At 69.8% G+C, this 14,465-nt stretch carries 14 protein-coding genes and 2 pseudogenes; 7 read left to right on the top strand and 9 right to left on the bottom strand.

Features of this window, described 5'->3' with window-relative positions:
• Nucleotides 1-77 precede the first annotated feature (77 nt).
• Nucleotides 78-914, top strand: coding sequence for a glutamate racemase (locus ACODT5_RS07650; protein WP_422518418.1), 837 nt, complete (start codon nt 78-80; stop codon nt 912-914).
• Nucleotides 915-973: 59 nt separating this feature from the next.
• Here ACODT5_RS07650 and ACODT5_RS07645 read toward each other — a convergent pair.
• The 4 genes and pseudogenes from ACODT5_RS07645 to ACODT5_RS07630 all read right to left on the bottom strand — a co-directional run.
• Nucleotides 974-1,996: pseudogene (locus tag ACODT5_RS07645) on the bottom strand (phage tail tape measure protein); the annotation flags it as partial.
• A gap of 321 nt (nt 1,997-2,317) precedes the next feature.
• Nucleotides 2,318-2,662, bottom strand: a complete 345-nt coding sequence (locus ACODT5_RS07640; RefSeq protein ID WP_422518417.1) for a hypothetical protein — start codon at nt 2,660-2,662, stop codon at nt 2,318-2,320.
• 32 nt (nt 2,663-2,694) lie between these two features.
• Entirely contained in the window at nt 2,695-3,276 is a 582-nt protein-coding gene (locus tag ACODT5_RS07635) for an efflux RND transporter periplasmic adaptor subunit (RefSeq protein WP_422518416.1), read from the bottom strand.
• A 107-nt stretch (nt 3,277-3,383) separates the two neighbouring features.
• Nucleotides 3,384-3,887 carry a phage tail tube protein gene (locus ACODT5_RS07630; RefSeq protein WP_422518415.1) on the bottom strand — a complete coding sequence of 168 codons (504 nt, stop codon included), beginning with the start codon at nt 3,885-3,887 and terminating at the stop codon, nt 3,384-3,386.
• Between the two features lie 420 nt (nt 3,888-4,307).
• On the opposite strand from ACODT5_RS07630, the gene ACODT5_RS07625 reads away from it, so the two are divergent.
• On the top strand, nt 4,308-4,622 hold the full coding sequence (locus ACODT5_RS07625; RefSeq protein ID WP_422518414.1) for an antibiotic biosynthesis monooxygenase family protein: 315 nt from the start codon (nt 4,308-4,310) through the stop codon (nt 4,620-4,622).
• A gap of 624 nt (nt 4,623-5,246) precedes the next feature.
• On the opposite strand, the gene ACODT5_RS07620 is transcribed toward ACODT5_RS07625, so the two are convergent.
• Complete coding sequence (locus ACODT5_RS07620; protein WP_422519587.1) at nt 5,247-5,402, bottom strand: DUF6131 family protein; 156 nt, start codon at nt 5,400-5,402, stop codon at nt 5,247-5,249.
• A gap of 214 nt (nt 5,403-5,616) precedes the next feature.
• Nucleotides 5,617-5,817, bottom strand: a complete 201-nt coding sequence (locus ACODT5_RS07615; RefSeq protein ID WP_422518413.1) for a hypothetical protein — start codon at nt 5,815-5,817, stop codon at nt 5,617-5,619.
• 205 nt (nt 5,818-6,022) lie between these two features.
• Here ACODT5_RS07615 and ACODT5_RS07610 point away from each other — a divergent pair, with 205 nt between their 5' ends.
• Nucleotides 6,023-6,298 (top strand): isoamylase early set domain-containing protein, encoded by a 276-nt coding sequence (locus ACODT5_RS07610; RefSeq protein ID WP_422518412.1) that lies wholly within the window; start codon nt 6,023-6,025, stop codon nt 6,296-6,298.
• A gap of 30 nt (nt 6,299-6,328) precedes the next feature.
• Here the strand turns inward: ACODT5_RS07610 and ACODT5_RS07605 are convergent, their stop codons facing one another.
• Nucleotides 6,329-8,467 (bottom strand): SpoIIE family protein phosphatase, encoded by a 2,139-nt coding sequence (locus tag ACODT5_RS07605; protein WP_422518411.1) that lies wholly within the window; start codon nt 8,465-8,467, stop codon nt 6,329-6,331.
• A 321-nt stretch (nt 8,468-8,788) separates the two neighbouring features.
• On the opposite strand from ACODT5_RS07605, the pseudogene ACODT5_RS07600 reads away from it, so the two are divergent.
• From ACODT5_RS07600 to ACODT5_RS07590, 3 genes and pseudogenes are all read left to right on the top strand, one after another.
• Nucleotides 8,789-9,431, top strand: a pseudogene (locus ACODT5_RS07600) (L-threonylcarbamoyladenylate synthase).
• Between the two features lie 131 nt (nt 9,432-9,562).
• Nucleotides 9,563-10,156 carry a carbonic anhydrase gene (locus tag ACODT5_RS07595; RefSeq protein ID WP_422519586.1) on the top strand — a complete coding sequence of 198 codons (594 nt, stop codon included), beginning with the start codon at nt 9,563-9,565 and terminating at the stop codon, nt 10,154-10,156.
• Between the two features lie 310 nt (nt 10,157-10,466).
• Nucleotides 10,467-10,742 carry a hypothetical protein gene (locus tag ACODT5_RS07590; protein ID WP_422518410.1) on the top strand — a complete coding sequence of 92 codons (276 nt, stop codon included), beginning with the start codon at nt 10,467-10,469 and terminating at the stop codon, nt 10,740-10,742.
• Between the two features lie 166 nt (nt 10,743-10,908).
• On the opposite strand, the gene ACODT5_RS07585 is transcribed toward ACODT5_RS07590, so the two are convergent.
• On the bottom strand, nt 10,909-12,354 hold the full coding sequence (locus tag ACODT5_RS07585; RefSeq protein WP_422518409.1) for an NsdA family TPR-like regulatory protein: 1,446 nt from the start codon (nt 12,352-12,354) through the stop codon (nt 10,909-10,911).
• 224 nt (nt 12,355-12,578) lie between these two features.
• On the opposite strand from ACODT5_RS07585, the gene ACODT5_RS07580 reads away from it, so the two are divergent.
• Entirely contained in the window at nt 12,579-13,193 is a 615-nt protein-coding gene (locus tag ACODT5_RS07580; RefSeq protein ID WP_422518408.1) for a hypothetical protein, read from the top strand.
• Between the two features lie 132 nt (nt 13,194-13,325).
• On the opposite strand, the gene ACODT5_RS07575 is transcribed toward ACODT5_RS07580, so the two are convergent.
• On the bottom strand, nt 13,326-14,354 hold the full coding sequence (locus tag ACODT5_RS07575; RefSeq protein WP_422518407.1) for an amidinotransferase: 1,029 nt from the start codon (nt 14,352-14,354) through the stop codon (nt 13,326-13,328).
• Between the last annotated feature and the right edge of the window lie 111 nt (nt 14,355-14,465).

Here is a 14,465-nt window from a genome sequence, read left to right as displayed (position 1 = left end):
AAACCTGACGGAAGCCCGCCGGAACCGTCCACGAGGGCCCGACCGTGGACCGCGCCGGAAAATCACCGAGGTGACTCATGAAGATCGCGCTCATCGACTCCGGAATCGGTCTTCTCGCCGCAGCGGCGGCCATACGGCGCTTACGGACTGACGCGGACCTGATCCTCTCCTCGGACCCGGACGGAATGCCCTGGGGACCGCGAAGCACCCCAGACCTCCGGCAACGAGTCCTGGCAGCAGCCCTAGCTGCCGCCGCGCACGACCCCGACGCCCTGGTCATTGCCTGCAACACCGCCACGGTGCACGCAATGCCCACCGTCAAGGCCATGCTCGAACCGGCGATCCCCGTCATCGGCACAGTCCCCGCGATCAAGACCGCCGCCGCGAGCGGGGGACCTGTCGCGATCTGGGCCACCCCTGCGACGACCGGCAGCAGCTACCAGGACGCTCTGATCCGCGCGTACGCAGCCGGAGTGCACGTCACGGAGATCGCTTGCCCCGGACTCGCAGACGCAGTCCAATGCGCTGATCCGTCTGCCATCGGCGAAGCCGTGGCCGACGCCTCCCGCAGAACCCCGGCTGGTGTCACCGACGTGGTCCTCGGCTGCACCCACTACGAACTCGTCGCCGGGCAGATCCAGTCGGCGCTGTCTCGTCCGTCCCTCATCACCCCCGTGCTACGAGGCTCCGCAGACCCGGTTGCGGCACAGGTCATGCGTCGTCTCACCGGCCGCCCCGCCGAGACAGCAAAGGGGGGAGCGGCCCGGCCGGCGTTGACCACCACGTTGATCGCCGAAGCGAGCGCGTCGAACGCCAGGTCCTTCACCGGGGCCCCGAGGCTGCCGAGAACATCACGGACCTCGGCCAGACCGCTCGCAGCCGCCTTCGACGCCGATGGCCTCGCCAGGGTGTAGAGGTCGTGGAGGTAGTCCAGGGCCCCGGCGACGGCCGGTGTGCCCGAGCCGAGGACCTTCGTCGCCAGCCGAGTGAGCTCCTCCAGCGCGGGCGCACCCGCCGTGTAGAGGACGTGGCCGCTGTTCTTCGCCTGGCTCTTCAACTGGTTGAGGGCACCGGCGAGGCCCTTGGTCTGGGAGGCGGCGATCTCACCGGCCGCACCGGTACGGCCGATCGCCGTCCGCATCTGGTCGAAGCTCTCGACTCCCTGGTGGGCGAGGGCCATCGCACCGGCGAGGGCGGGCTTGCCGACGACCTTCGACAAGGCCGCGGTGAAGTCCTTCTGACTCAGGCTGTGCTGGGCCTTCTCGAACCCTTCGACGACGGTCCGCAGGCCCTTGAAGTTGCCCTGTGCATCCCATGCCTCGATGCCCAGCTCTGCGAGGCCTTCCTTCATCCGCTTCGTCGGCGCGGCCAGGTTCGTGAAGATCCCTCGAAGGGACGTTCCTGCCTTGGAGCCGAGGATGCCGGAGCGGGCCAGCATCGCCACGGACGCCGCCGTGTCCTCCAGCGAAATCCCCAGCTGGGCGGCGACCGGGCCCGTGTACGACATCGCGTAGTAGATGTCCTGGAGGCCACCGGAGGCCGCGTTCGCGCCGGCCGCGAGGACGTCAGCGGCTCGGCCCGCATGGTTCGAGCTGAGCCCAAACTGGTCCATGACGTCGCCGAGATATCGGGCGGCATCCGCCGCGGACAGGTTGTCGGCTGCGGCGAGCTGCATCGCCGCCCGAGCGTTCGCGATGGACGACGTGGACGTCTGGCCCGCCTTCGCGAGCTCCAGCATCGCGTCCGCCGCCTTCGAAGCCGACGTGCCGGGGATCTTGAGGTCGGAGCCAAGCTCACGGGCCTTGGCCGCGGCCATGACCATCTCCTGGCCGGAGGCGCCCGTGACCGCACCCCACTTCTGGATGGCGCGCTGGTATTCGTTGCCCTCCCGGGCGATCTCCGCGAGACCGGCGACGATGCCGCCACCGGCCACCAGGTTCCGCAGGTGGTGCGCTTCCTGGCGGGCCCCGATGAGCCCGCGCCGCAACTGGCGCATCGACGCGTCGCCATCCGAGCCGGCCTGCCGAAGAGCACGCCGCGCACCATCGGCGTCCGTGGAGATCCCGCGCAGCCCGGCGGCGCCGGAGCCGACACGGCCAAGGGTGCGGTGGAGGGAATCGACATCACGGCCGAGGGACCGCAGCGCGCCGGAGGCGCCAAGGATGCTGGACAGCAGTTGCGCCGCGTCGGCGCGCATCTGCACGCTGAGCGTGTAGCTCGACACCTGGCCGGTGCCCTTACTCCCCGCGCGCCTAACTCGTGCGCCCCACCGCCCCCAAGCGGTGCGTGCGGGCCGCTAACGGCCCGCACGTCCAACTCAGTCCACCGTAGTGCTCCCGGCCGCACGGTCCCCGGCCTGCGCTTCGGCCGCAGCGCGGGGGATCAGCCCGATCCGTACGCCGTACCCGTCAGGCCCGTCCGGTACCTGCTGCTGCTCCGCGGCGATCAGCTCACAGCCCACGCACCGGACCGTCGTGCTCACGTACGCGTGCCGGTCACCGCCCGCCTCTTCGTCCCACTCGGCGCCCCGCGTGCCGCACTGCTCACACACACTGCGCCGGTACGCCTCATCGGCGAGCGCCTTCGCCCGGTCGCTCTCCGACCAGCGGCCGTCTCCGGCGCCGAGGAAGAAGGAGTGCGAGATCCGGTACCGGTCGCACACCTCCAGCTCGGCCCGGAGCTGACCGTCAGCGATCAGCCTTTTCCCAGCTCCGTGACCGTCGACCGGTTGATCTGCTGCGCCTGCCAGGCCGCAGCGAACAGGGCGTTGGACTCCGCGATCGGCCAGCTGTCCAGGAGGTCTTGGGCGTCCTCCACGGTCAGGCCCTCCACCACCTGGCCGTCCTCGTCCCGCTCGATGTGCGCGGCGGCCACCAGCGCCGGCGGGAAGCTCTCGGGATTCCAGGCGTCACCGCTCTCCGCCTGGTCCTCCGTCGGAGGGTTCTGCCGGATCAGCCCGTCGAGGACCGGACGCGGCAGCGCCCTGAACACGAGCCGATCCGACACCTCGTCGTAGGCGGCCTGCGCCGCGACCAGCTCGGCCTGCGCCGCCTCAAGTTCGGCCTGCTCACCGCCCGTCTCCGCATCAGCCATCCGCAGACGGGCCAGGTTCAGCTTCGCCTGGTCGAGACGCTTCTGCGCGGCCGAGTCATCGCACAGCTGGAGGACCTGCTCCGGGAGCTGCCGGGCACGGAGACGGGCGAGCTTGCTGGCCCAGTGCGCGTCACGGGCCACAGCAGGCTCGGGCGGGGCGGGGGACGTAGTGGTGCCGGACATCAGAGGTGTCTCCAAGGGTGGAAGGGGGGAGGGGCCCGGCCGGGCCTGCGTCGAGCGCACGCCTACAAGGGGTGGGGCGCAGGGAGGCGGCAGGCCCGGCCGGGAGTTCAGGAGGAAGCAGGCAGCGTCTTCGGGGCGGCAGGCGGCACGGGCGCGTCCTGGAGCGGCTTCTCCGTGATCGAGAACGCGACCGTGAACTTGGCGGCCTCGTTGTCGACGGAGTACTGCGGGGACCGGGAGCCGATCCGCACCGGGAAGACGTCCATGGACCGGCTAGCCGGGATGTCGCCCTTGCGGAGGATCACCACCCAGCCGGTGGAGTCCTTCGTCAGGAGCTGCTCGATCTCGTCGGCGACCTTGTCCTCGTAGAAGCCGAGGGACGAGTCGTCCGCCTGATCAGTGCCGGGGATCTTCGACTCGAACGTCGAGCCCAGGTCCGGGGTCTCGATCGCCTGGTTCGACAGCGACCATCCGTCGATCGCCGCGATGGCGTTGGTCAGGTCGGTGCCGGCGGTCAGCTCCGCCCGAGTAGGAAGGTTGCCAGGGTCTTTGACGGCCTTAAGCCACAGGATGCGCGTGATGCCGCGCCGTGAATACTTCTGGATCTGCAAGGGTCTGCTGTCCGATTCCGGGACGGCAGCCGGACGCGAGGGAGGCCCCGTCCCTCGACGTCTGCCGGGGAACCGGCCCACCCCGAGGTCGGGTTGGGCGTCCGCGCGGGGGCCTCCGCGGTGAGGGAAAATGCAGGGCTCATCCGTAGACGGCGAGCCCAAGGCCTTCACGTACATCAACATACCGTTGCCAGGGCGCAAGGTGTGTCCGAGGCAAAGCGCGACCACCGGCCCGCGCGTTCACTCGCCCGTGATCGGTACACATTCGACAGGCGCACCTATCTACGTGACCGTCCGGGTGAGGTCGTAAGATCCGTCTCACTCACAAGGTCCCCGCTTTGCCCTTGGTCACTAGTCCCGGAAGCGACGACACGGTACGGGTCTAATCTGGAGTGGGGGCTCGTACCGAGGTGGTGTGCGATGTCCGAGGCAAGTAAGTTCTGGGCCTCCGGTGCCTGGCAGGTCTCCGAAGGCAGGGAAGACGAGTTCGAGGCCCGGTGGGAGGCCTTCCTGACCTGGACCAGGGACGCGAACGAAGGGTTCCTCTTCGCCCGCTTGATCCGCGACCTGAGCAGCACCGGCCACTATGTGTCCTTCGCCTCCTGGAGTGACGCGGAGGCCATGAAGGGCTGGCAGGAGAAGCCCGAGTTCGCCGAGCACTTCGGAGGCTGCCGCGAGCTGTGCGACGACATGTCGGGCGGCGGTTTCGCGCTGGCGCGGGCGGTGGACGGTTAGCGGTGCGTCGACCACTAGGGGGTGTTTCCCGGATCTCCGCGGGAGAAGGAGCGGGCTCTGGTGCGTGCGATCGCAAGGCGCCGGAACGTCCTGGTAGCGGAGCTACCAGGACGTTCCGGCAACGCGGCGAGCGTGCGTGCCAGAGCCCGCGACGCCGCGGAGATCCGGGAAACACCCCCTAGAGCCGATCGGCGCCTCCGCCACCACGGATAAGAAGGTCAACGAGGAGAGACTCGGCCTTCGACGGGCTGGATGAGCCGCGTACGGATCGGCGAGGGCCCTCGTGCCCGGTGATGACGTCGGCCTCGTGAGGGGCGAGGAGGTTGAGGCGCGGGGTGGAGCGACTCATGGCCGGTGTCCGGGTGGGCGCGTCCTTCGCACCCACCCGGATCGGCCCGTGGTGACGGGCCGGTGGGGTCTCGGGGTGCGTCGCCCCCATGTGACGCCCTGCACTTGTACCGGCCGGTGGCTGCCCACGCGACCTTCTAGGCGTGAGTGAAACACCGGCCAGTGTTGTGTGACAGTCCGGAGGCCCGACAGGATGACGCGAGACGGCCGTCTTGTAAGCGTCCTCAGCGTCGGGCCGTGTGGGACGGGCTGTTTCCCGTGCAAGGTCAGGGGCGGCTACCAATAGTGCCGCCGTCCGCCGACCCGGTGTCCGACGGATCCCAGGATCCACAGGATGACGCCGACGACGACCAAGATGATCCCGATGGTCGACAGGATGGCGAAGCCGACCACGTAGCCGATGACCAGCAGGATGATGCCAAGGACGATCATGATGTCCTTCGATCTCACGGAATGAGGCAAGGCCTCTGTTCCAGGGTAGATCCGCCCTTCCCTGGTTGCTTTCCGGACAGCGCAGTCCTGCCGTGGCGTCGACAGCGTGTGCAGCTGCGGGCCTCAAGGTCGGCGTCGGGCGCGACGTGCAGAGCCCGGCCGGGGTGACTGTGGACGGGCCGGGCTCTGCGTGCTGGGACGAGTGGTGCTCTGGTCAGAACGTCTCATCGTGCAGGTCCTCTTCGCGCAGCAGGTCATCCCCGCGACGACGTGATTGCTCCTCCTCGCCCGGCTTCTGGCCCTGTTCGCGGGACGGCTTGCCCGGCTTGGGCTGTGCAGGGTCTCCGGGGCGACGGTGCTCCTGCGCCTCGCGGCCCTTGCCCGGCTCCTTGCGCTTGTCCGGCGTACCGCCCATGACGGCGACTCCTCTTGATGCGTGGGGTACGGAGTTCTCTCGGATCACGCTGACACGCACCGTGACGGTCTGCATCATGTCGACTACGAAGCGAGGCACACGGGTGACGCCCGTGCTCGATGTGGCGGCGTCGGAAGCCGAGCCGGCCCTTCAGTGTCGAGGATGGGTACGATCCCCACCCCGCCTGCTGTCAGGAGCCCGTCTCATGCTGGAGCGCACGCTGCGCAAGGACCGCACGGAGGTCACCTTCGTCCTGCCCGCCGACACCCCGCCCGGCCCGGTCAGCGTGGTGGGCGACTTCAACGACTGGCAGCCGGGTACCCACATCCTGCGGCTCCGCAAAGACGGGAAGCGGGCCGTCACGGTCGAGCTGCCGAGCAAGGGCACGCATTCCTTCCGATACCTGGCCGCCGGGGATTACTGGTTCAACGACGAGAGCGCCGGCGACCAGGTCGGCCCTAACAGCCGCCTGCACACCTGATCAGCCCAACCCGACATGATCGGACACGGCTCATCTCGTTGAACCCGTCACTGCGCGCGCATCGTCTGAGGGCGGGTGGGGTCGCACCTCGGCGATGACGAGGGCGACGTCGTCGGCGGCATCAGGGTGACGCAGTGCGGCCAAGAGCTGGTCGCAGGTCGCCTCCAGGGGGAGGCCAGCATCGGCGAGGAGGCTGAGAAGGAGGTTGAGGCGGTCATCAAGGGCCTCGTCGCGGGTTTCGACGAGGCCATCCGTGTACAGGACCAGCCGGTCGCCAGCGATCAGGTCAAGGACAGTCGTCTGGAAATCCGCGCCGCCGAGGCCACCCGTACCGAGCGGCACGCCGGAGGGGAGGTCGAGGAGTTCGGGGTCCTGCCCTGATCGGATGACGACGGGAGGCGGGTGGCCGGCGAGGGCGACGCGGCAGTGGGAGCGGTGCGGGTCCCAGGTGGCGTATACGCAGGTCGCGATGATCTGGTCCAGTTCGGCGGTGATGTGGTCGAGGTGGCGCAGGACTCGGGCCGGGTCGAGGCCGAGATCGGCAAGCGTGCGAGTAGCCGTGCGCAGTTGTCCCATGGTGGCGGCGGCGTGGACACCGTGTCCCATGACGTCGCCGACAACGAGGGCGGTCTTGTCCTGGGCCTGGGGGATCGCGTCGAACCAGTCGCCGCCGATCCCGCTGGCCACCGACGCCGGCTGGTAGCGGTAAGCGATCTGGAGGCCAACGGCCTCGGGCGGCGGGTGCGGGAGAAGGTGGTGCTGGAGGGTCAGGGCGGTGTCCGCGGCCTGCTTGTACCAGCGGGCGTTGTCGATAGCGATGGCGGCGCGGATGGCCAGCTCGCCGGCCAGGGTGACGTCGTCGTGGTTGAAGGGGAGCGGATTGCGGGTGCGGAGAAGACCGAGGACGCCGAGCACCTGGCCGCGGGCTGTCAGTGGCACGGCCAGGTAGGAGTGTGCACCCTCCTGGGCGAGGAGTTCCGCGGAGGCTCGGTCGCGTGCGATGCGCCCCAGGTCCGGGCCGGAGATGTGCTGCACCAGGACGGGACGCCCGGTGCTCACGCAGCGTGTGACCAGGCGCTCGGCCGGATAGGTGGTGCGTTCGCCGACCGGGTCGGCGGCACGGACCACGTCCGTCTCGTAGGAGGCCGCCACCGCCAGGGCCATGAAGAGGGTCTGCCCCGCCCCCGCCCCCGGCCCGGGCGCCGTGGCCGCACTGCCCTCCAGGACGGAGTCGAGGACGTCCACGGAGGCGACGTCGGCCAGGTCGGCAACGACGAGGCCCGCGAGTTCGCGGGCCGTGCGCTCCAGGTCCAGGGTGGTCCCGACGGTCACCGACGCCCGGGCGATGAGGTCCAGCCGCTTACGCGCCTCCGTGGCGGCCGCAGCCGCCCTGTAACTGTCGGTGACGTCCACTACCGACAGGGCGACGCCGATCACCCGCCCGCCGGGGTCCTCCAGCCGGAAATACGAGCCCGACCACGCATGCTCCTGGTCCGGGTCGGCGGGGGTGCGCCCGATGGCGAACTGGTCCAGCAGCGGTACGCCGGTGTCCAGGACCTGGCGCATGGAGGTTTCGATCAGGTCAGTGTCCAGGAACGGCAGCGCCTCGCGGACGGTCCGGCCCAGGTGGCCCGCGGCGGGCAGGCCGTTGATCCGCTCCAGCGTCGGGTTGACCAGGACGTAGCGCAGGTCGGTGTCCAGTACAGCCAGCCCGAGCGGTGACTGTGCGACTAGCCGCACCGACAGGGCCAGGTCGCGCTCCACGCCGCGTAGAACGGCCTCGTCGCAGGCGATCCCCAGGGCGTACACGCCTCCGCGCTCGTCCAGCAGCCGCATGTTGCGGAATTCCACCAGCTTCGTGGAGCCATCCTTGTGCCGCACCGGGAACACCCCGGCCCAGGCACCGCCACCGCCCATGACCTTGGCAAACAGCTCCAGGACCAGGTCGACGTACTCCTCGGCGACCAGCAGCTCGGCCGCGTACCTGCCCAGAGCCTCCTTCGCCGACCAGCCGAACAGGTCCTGGGCCTGAGGGCTCCACAAGGTGATCCGCCCCTCGGCATCCAGCACCACCGCGGCCACACTCAGCACATCCAGCAGGCCGCCGGGCTCGGACGGAACTACTCCCACAGCGCCGGGCGCGGCCCGGAACGCCTCGGACGCGATCATGACCGGACCTCCTTCACTCACTGTGCCGGCCTGGATCCGAAAATCCGGTCCCTGGGCCCGCCTGTGTGGTCCGTCCTCTCATCCTCCCCCCGCCCCGCCCGGGCGGCTGCCTGGCGCAGTGACTGCGGTGCTGTGGTGCCTTCGCGCCCAGCGCGGCGGGCTTGGGGCCGGTCGCCGTGGCTGAGGCGACTCCATCACGTGCAGGCTTGACCCGAATGGATGAGCGGTGACATCACGACCGCAGGCGATCCTGCGTGCCGGTAGCCTGCCGGGGTGAGTCGGCAGGTGCGGGCCGAGCGCCCGGTGGGATGGAGGACAGCCTTGGCCCTTCGTTATGACTGCTCCACGGCGTCGGGCCGGACCGACGGGCTGCGCGTGGCAGCTCTGGCAGTGCGCCGGGGTGAGCTGGTGGTGCTGCCGACGGACACCGTCTACGGCATCGGCGCGGACGCGTTCGACTCCGACGCGGTGCAGAGACTGCTGGAGGCCAAAGGCCGGGACCGGGCCATGCCCTCGCCCGTGTTGGTTGCTGCCCCGGAGGTGCTTCACGAGCTCGTCGCCGACTTCCCCGAGCAGGGTTTGGCACTGGTGGAAGCCTTCTGGCCTGGCGGGCTGACCCTCGTGGTGCGCCACAAGCCGTCGCTGAACTGGGATCTCGGCGAGACCCACGGCACTGTCGCGGTCCGGATGCCCTCCCACCCGGTGGCGCTTGAGCTGCTCCGAGACCGGGCCGATGGCGGTTTCCAGCGCCAACCTGACCGGGCACCCGTCCCCGCAGGACTGCGATGCCGCGCAGGGCATGCTCGGCGACTCGGTCGCCGTCTACCTCGACGGCGGGCCCACCGATGCTGCCGTCGCCTCTTCGATCGTGGATCTCACCGGCCTGGTACCGGTCCTCAAGCGTGCCGGAGCGATCAGCGCCGAGGACCTACGCGAGATCGTTCCCGAGCTGCTGGAGCCGTGACCGCCAGGGTGCCCAGCCGCAGCCGGCGCACCCGTGCTCCTTTGGCGGACCCCGTGGGGTGGCATGCCGTGCGGGGTCGTAGCCTGCGTCCATGACCGACACCGTCCCCCACTCCGTCCGAGGCCTTCGACCTGCTGCTGGCCGGCAACCAGCGGTTCATCGCGGGCACGCCTGAGCACCCGAACCAGGACGCGGCGCGCCGCACCGAGACCGCCCCCGCTCAGCGCCCGTTCGCCGTGCTCTTCGGCTGCTCCGATTCCCGTCTCGCCGCCGAGATCGTCTTCGACCGAGGCCTCGGCGACCTGTTCGTCGTACGCACGGCAGGGCACGTGGCGGGGCCGGAGGTTCTGGGCAGCATCGAATACGGGGTGAGCGTGCTGGACTGCCCGCTGGTCGTGGTGCTGGGCCACGACACGTGCGGGGCGGTCGCGGCCACCCGCGCCGCCCTGACCGACGGTGTCGGCGCCACCGGGTACGTACGCGACGTCATCGAGCGTGTGACGCCGAGTGTCCTGGCCGCCCGAGCCGCTGGGCTCACCGAGGACGACGACATCATCGCCGAGCACATACGGCACACCGTCGACCTCCTAATGGATCGTTCCCGGGTGCTCGCCGACCAGGTGAGCACGGGACAGACAGCCGTGGTGGGCCTCTCCTACCGGTTGGCCGACGGCAGCGCCCGAGTCGTCACCGCCCGCGGCCTGCCCAAGGAAGCGGCCGCCTGAACCGGGGCGGGCCCCGGCCCTTGCCCTGGTGCGGATCGTCCGATCAGGTGTAAGTGCAACACTCAGACCACGTGGCGAGCGGTGTGATTGCCCGGGTGGTGTCAGATGGAGCTGCCCGCCAGGGCATCGCGGCCCTCCCGGAACGGCGGGCGCCAGCCGGCTCCTCGCCCCTCGAAGCCTCAGTCACGTCGCCCGGGGGGCGGGAGACGGTGTGAGACCCCCGGCCGAGCAGCCGCCGACGGCCTCCACGCCCTTGGGCCGCCCGGGCGGTTGAGCGCCACGGACCAGCCAGGCTGGTCGTTAAACCAGCATGACCGACTTCATGGTGCAGATCCCCGCAGACTGGCTGGCCCGGGTCTTCCTATCGCTGCGCCGGGGCGCATCGGACGATGCGAAGGCCCTGGCAGCAGAGCTGCGGCCGTTCACGGAGAAGCCCGGTCAGCGGGTACCTGTCCCTAGAACGACGGTACTGCGCACAGAGTTGGCATTGCGCGGAGAGATCGAGATCACCGACGAAGAGAGCCGGCGTGCGAACCTGTCCGAGGAAGCCGAGTATTTGATCAATGCCCGACTGCCCCGCCGGTAGGACCCCTGATCTCCGTGCTGACGTGTGTCGTCGGAGGGCTGGTAAATCGGACCGGCCCTACACCGGCGATCCTTCCGCGAGCCGCGGCTCTCCTCATCGCGGACCTGGTCACAGAACAGTGAGCGTGCCTCAGGCCGATGAAGCGCCTGTTCATGACGCCCGGCGTTCAGAGGAGCGTGGCCACCTGGTCCTGGTATGCACGGCCCGCTGCCGTATCGCGGTACGGCCCCAGACGGCGTTCGAAGGCGCGGACGTATTCCATGGCCCGTACCGACCGCATCTGGGACGCCTGTTGCGCCGCCTGCGCGGCCAGGGCGCAGGCGTGGTCCAGTTCTCCCAGGCCCAGGTGGGCGGTGGCGAGGACCATCCGGCACAGGAGGCGACTTCGCGCATATCCCGGGGCCCGCAGTTGCAGGGAACGTTCCGCGTGCTGGGCGCAGGCGCGGTACTGGTGAAGATCCCGGTGGCAGTGCGCGAACTCGCCCGCGAGCTGGCCCTCATCGTAAAAGCGCGCCCAGTGCGGCACCTCATCCCCTGGCCGCACCGAGCTCAGCGCGCGCTCCGCCCGTACCAGCGAAGCCGTGCAGGACCTGGCTTCGCCGCATGCCGCGTACCCGCGAGCTTCGGCGGAGTGCAGCATGGCCTGGACGACGGGCGGGGCGCCGGCGCCGACGCCCTGCTGGGCCACCCGCGCCAGTTGCACTGCCTCGCGGCCGTGGCCCAGGTAGATGGCCTGACTGCTCATGGTGACCAGGACGTAACAGCCGTATACCCGGTCGCCGGCCGCTTCCGTGAAGCGCAGTGCCTGAACGAAGTACCGCTGGGCCAGTCCGTGGGCGGTCACGTCGTACGCGGTCCAGCCCGCCAGGCGAGTCAGATCGGCCGCGGCGGAGAACAGCCGCCTGCCTGTCGCCTCGCCGTAGGTGCCCCGCAGCATCGGCTCAACCTCATCGGTCAGATAGCTCACCAGCGCCCGCCGCGCGTGCCCGCCCCCATAAGTCTGGTCGAGGGCGTGGAAGAGTTCACCGGCCGAGCGCAGCGCCGCGATGTCCCCGCCGGTGACCTGTCGGCCCACTCCCGCGCCAGTCTGCCTCTGTACGGGGATGCCAGTCCTGCTCTGAACGGGAAGGTGCGGTCTTGCCAGTGCGGCCGGGGCTGGGCGGCCCACAGGCTCGTTGGCCCGGCCGATCAGCCAGTCCCTGCTTGGCACCACGAGCCCGGCGGGGGTGAAAGCGATCTTCCCCAATGCGGGGTTGCCATCTGAGTCCTTGCGCCACAAACCGCTCGCAATATCGAGGGTCTGCTCCAGCGAATCCGCTAACTCCAGGCCCGCATACTCGGGGGCACACACGTTGAAGCCCAAAGCCTGTGCCGACACGCTCCGGCCCAGGCGTCGGGTGAACACCTCCACGATCAGGGCGGGGGTGGCCCCGCGCGGCTGCTGTCCACGCAGCCACCGGGCGACTGAGGTCTTGTCGTACCTCAGATCCAGACCGTGCTCGCGGCCAAGCTGAGTGACCCGCCGCGCGAGCTCGGCGTTGGAGAATCCCGCCTCCCCGATCAGCCCCGCGAGAAGCCGACTGGCTCCACGCTCCGGAAGCCCTTCGGTCATCAACTCAACGGTCTCCTGCCTTGGGGGCTGGCATCCCAGCCCTGTGAACGCTGCGAATGTAGCGGCCAACTCTCCATCCAGAGCACCCTTTGCCCGGGGTTCATCCCATCGTGCGAACGAGGGGCCGCTCCACGGAGCTGGCCGAGCAACCGACGAGGGCCTGGTGTCATCGTGCTCCCCTACGGGTACAACCCACACGGCGCCGGCGGTGGAGGGGCGGGCTCATGGCTCACATGGTGACGGAATCCGAGCGTGCTGCCCAGCGCCGCATGGTCGCTGTCGTGCGGATTTCCGGTGTCCTGTCGGGTGGCGGGCTGGCGGTGTGGCGCGATGACGTCACCGGAGAGTGGAAGGCGTCGCCGGAGGAACTGTCGCAGGATCTGGACCTGCTGGGGGTGCCGCACGAAACCGTGATTGCCTTCAGGCCGCCCCGGGCCCGTGAAGCCCGGCGTCGCAAGGGACGGGAGCTACGGATTCCGTTCGCCGAGCTGGGCCGGCTTGTGCGGTGGGTGCCATCGCTCCAGCAGTCGATCGACGAACTGCCGGCCGGGACACCGGGCTTCACCTTCACCTGTTTCGAACCCAGACGGTCGGGGATGGCGACGGTGCTGCTGTCCTGCTTCGCCGCCGACTGGCCGACGTGGTCGGTCAGGCAAGCCGGTTCGATGGGTCTGCTCTGTGCCCGCTGTGGCTTTGACCTCCGCACGCGCGGGCCCGGACACCGTCCCGCCTACAACATCCCGGAGGAGCCGGAACGGCGCCGGTTGGTGTGCGGGACCTGTTGCGGGAATGGGCTTCCCGAGCTGGAGTGGCCTTCCGGTGCCGGGGCGCCTACGTAACCCGGGCAAGTCCCGCAGCGGCAGCACCAGCACCCTGCTGTGCTGGCTGGACATCCTCGGCCAGTCAAGCGGCCAACCCGTTGGCACCAGGAAGCGTGTACGTCCGTGGGTGCCGGCTGCCCATCCTCATTCTCACGCCGTCCATGTTCGGCGGTCCCGGCGGACGTCGAGGGTGGCGCAGTGGAAGGAGCCCCCCAGGGCCTGGACGTTGCGGAAGGGGGACGGCACGGGTGTGAAGTCGAGCGAGGTCAGCAGGGTCTGGAGCTTCTCGTCCTCGGCTTCCACGAGGACGTGCCGGTCGTCGACGACGAGGAGGTTGATGCTCACCCACGCGCTCGTCATGTACCGCGGCGGGGGTCCGGCGTCCGGTTCGGGCCGTGGCGCGGGAACGAGTTCCCACCCGTCCAGCGGTGTGCCGCGCATCGTGTCCGGGGTGATGCGGTCCGGGTTGTAGAGGGCGAGTCCCTCGCGTAGTGGGCAGAGGGTTGCGTCGATGTGCATGGCGTGGGGATCGTCAGGCTGCAGCAGGTGCACCCGAATGTCGGGTCCGAGCCGGGCACGCAGGTGGTCGACGCCGGAGCGGTTGGTGACGTGGCTGAGCTGGCCCACGACCGTGCGGGGTCCCAGGCGGAGGAAGTCGGCGGCGTCCCAGGCGGGCCTGTCTTCACCGATGACCCATCGTGGCCCGGGTGCGCGCGGTCCGGTATCGAGGAGGTCCGTTCCGAGGTCCACGTCGGCCGGCAGCCAGCGTGCACCGGCCTGCCGCCACTGCTGGATCAACGGCCAGTAAGCGAGCAGCTCGTGCTGGCGGCTGCGCCAGGCCATGGGCGCTTCGATGATGCGGTCGCCCATCACCAGCAGGCTGTCCCGGGGCATGGCCGCGCAGTAGCCGCCAAGCCCCTCCCAGGGAACGCGCTGCGGGCGGTGGACGCGGCAGCCCATCGACTCCAGGAGCTCCGCCAGCGCCTGGAGTTCCCGCTCCGCCGCTTCGGTGATCCATCCCGGAAACGGGTGCCCGGGCCGGAACTCGTCCCAGTGCTCGGACGGCATGGTGGCCTCGATCATGCGCCGGTCCTCGTCGGGGAACATCGCCCCGTACGCCGTACCGACCACCACCTCCCGCAGAGCACTCCACTCGTCGCACGCGTCCACCACCGTCACGGGCACTCCTCTGCTCAGCCCCTGCGAAGGACCGTACGCAGGCACCGGGTACGGCAGGTCAGGACACGCCGCGGCGGCCCCCTGACCGCAGGGCCGGACGGCGTCGTGCCG

The organism is Streptomyces tatrensis, assembly GCF_049310065.1.
Taxonomy (GTDB): Bacteria; Actinomycetota; Actinomycetes; order Streptomycetales; family Streptomycetaceae; genus Streptomyces.
This window is presented reverse-complemented; position numbering and strand designations above follow the sequence as displayed.

Coding starts and splice junctions, on each gene's coding strand:
- ACODT5_RS07635 (WP_422518416.1), bottom strand. CDS start 3,276: ATGTCCGGCACCACTACGTCCCCCGCCCCGCCCGAGCCTGCTGTGGCC.
- ACODT5_RS07625 (WP_422518414.1), top strand. CDS start 4,308: ATGTCCGAGGCAAGTAAGTTCTGGGCCTCCGGTGCCTGGCAGGTCTCC.
- ACODT5_RS07610 (WP_422518412.1), top strand. CDS start 6,023: ATGCTGGAGCGCACGCTGCGCAAGGACCGCACGGAGGTCACCTTCGTC.
- ACODT5_RS07615 (WP_422518413.1), bottom strand. CDS start 5,817: ATGGGCGGTACGCCGGACAAGCGCAAGGAGCCGGGCAAGGGCCGCGAG.
- ACODT5_RS07585 (WP_422518409.1), bottom strand. CDS start 12,354: ATGACCGAAGGGCTTCCGGAGCGTGGAGCCAGTCGGCTTCTCGCGGGG.
- ACODT5_RS07605 (WP_422518411.1), bottom strand. CDS start 8,467: ATGATCGCGTCCGAGGCGTTCCGGGCCGCGCCCGGCGCTGTGGGAGTA.
- ACODT5_RS07650 (WP_422518418.1), top strand. CDS start 78: ATGAAGATCGCGCTCATCGACTCCGGAATCGGTCTTCTCGCCGCAGCG.
- ACODT5_RS07590 (WP_422518410.1), top strand. CDS start 10,467: ATGACCGACTTCATGGTGCAGATCCCCGCAGACTGGCTGGCCCGGGTC.
- ACODT5_RS07620 (WP_422519587.1), bottom strand. CDS start 5,402: ATGATCGTCCTTGGCATCATCCTGCTGGTCATCGGCTACGTGGTCGGC.
- ACODT5_RS07580 (WP_422518408.1), top strand. CDS start 12,579: ATGGCTCACATGGTGACGGAATCCGAGCGTGCTGCCCAGCGCCGCATG.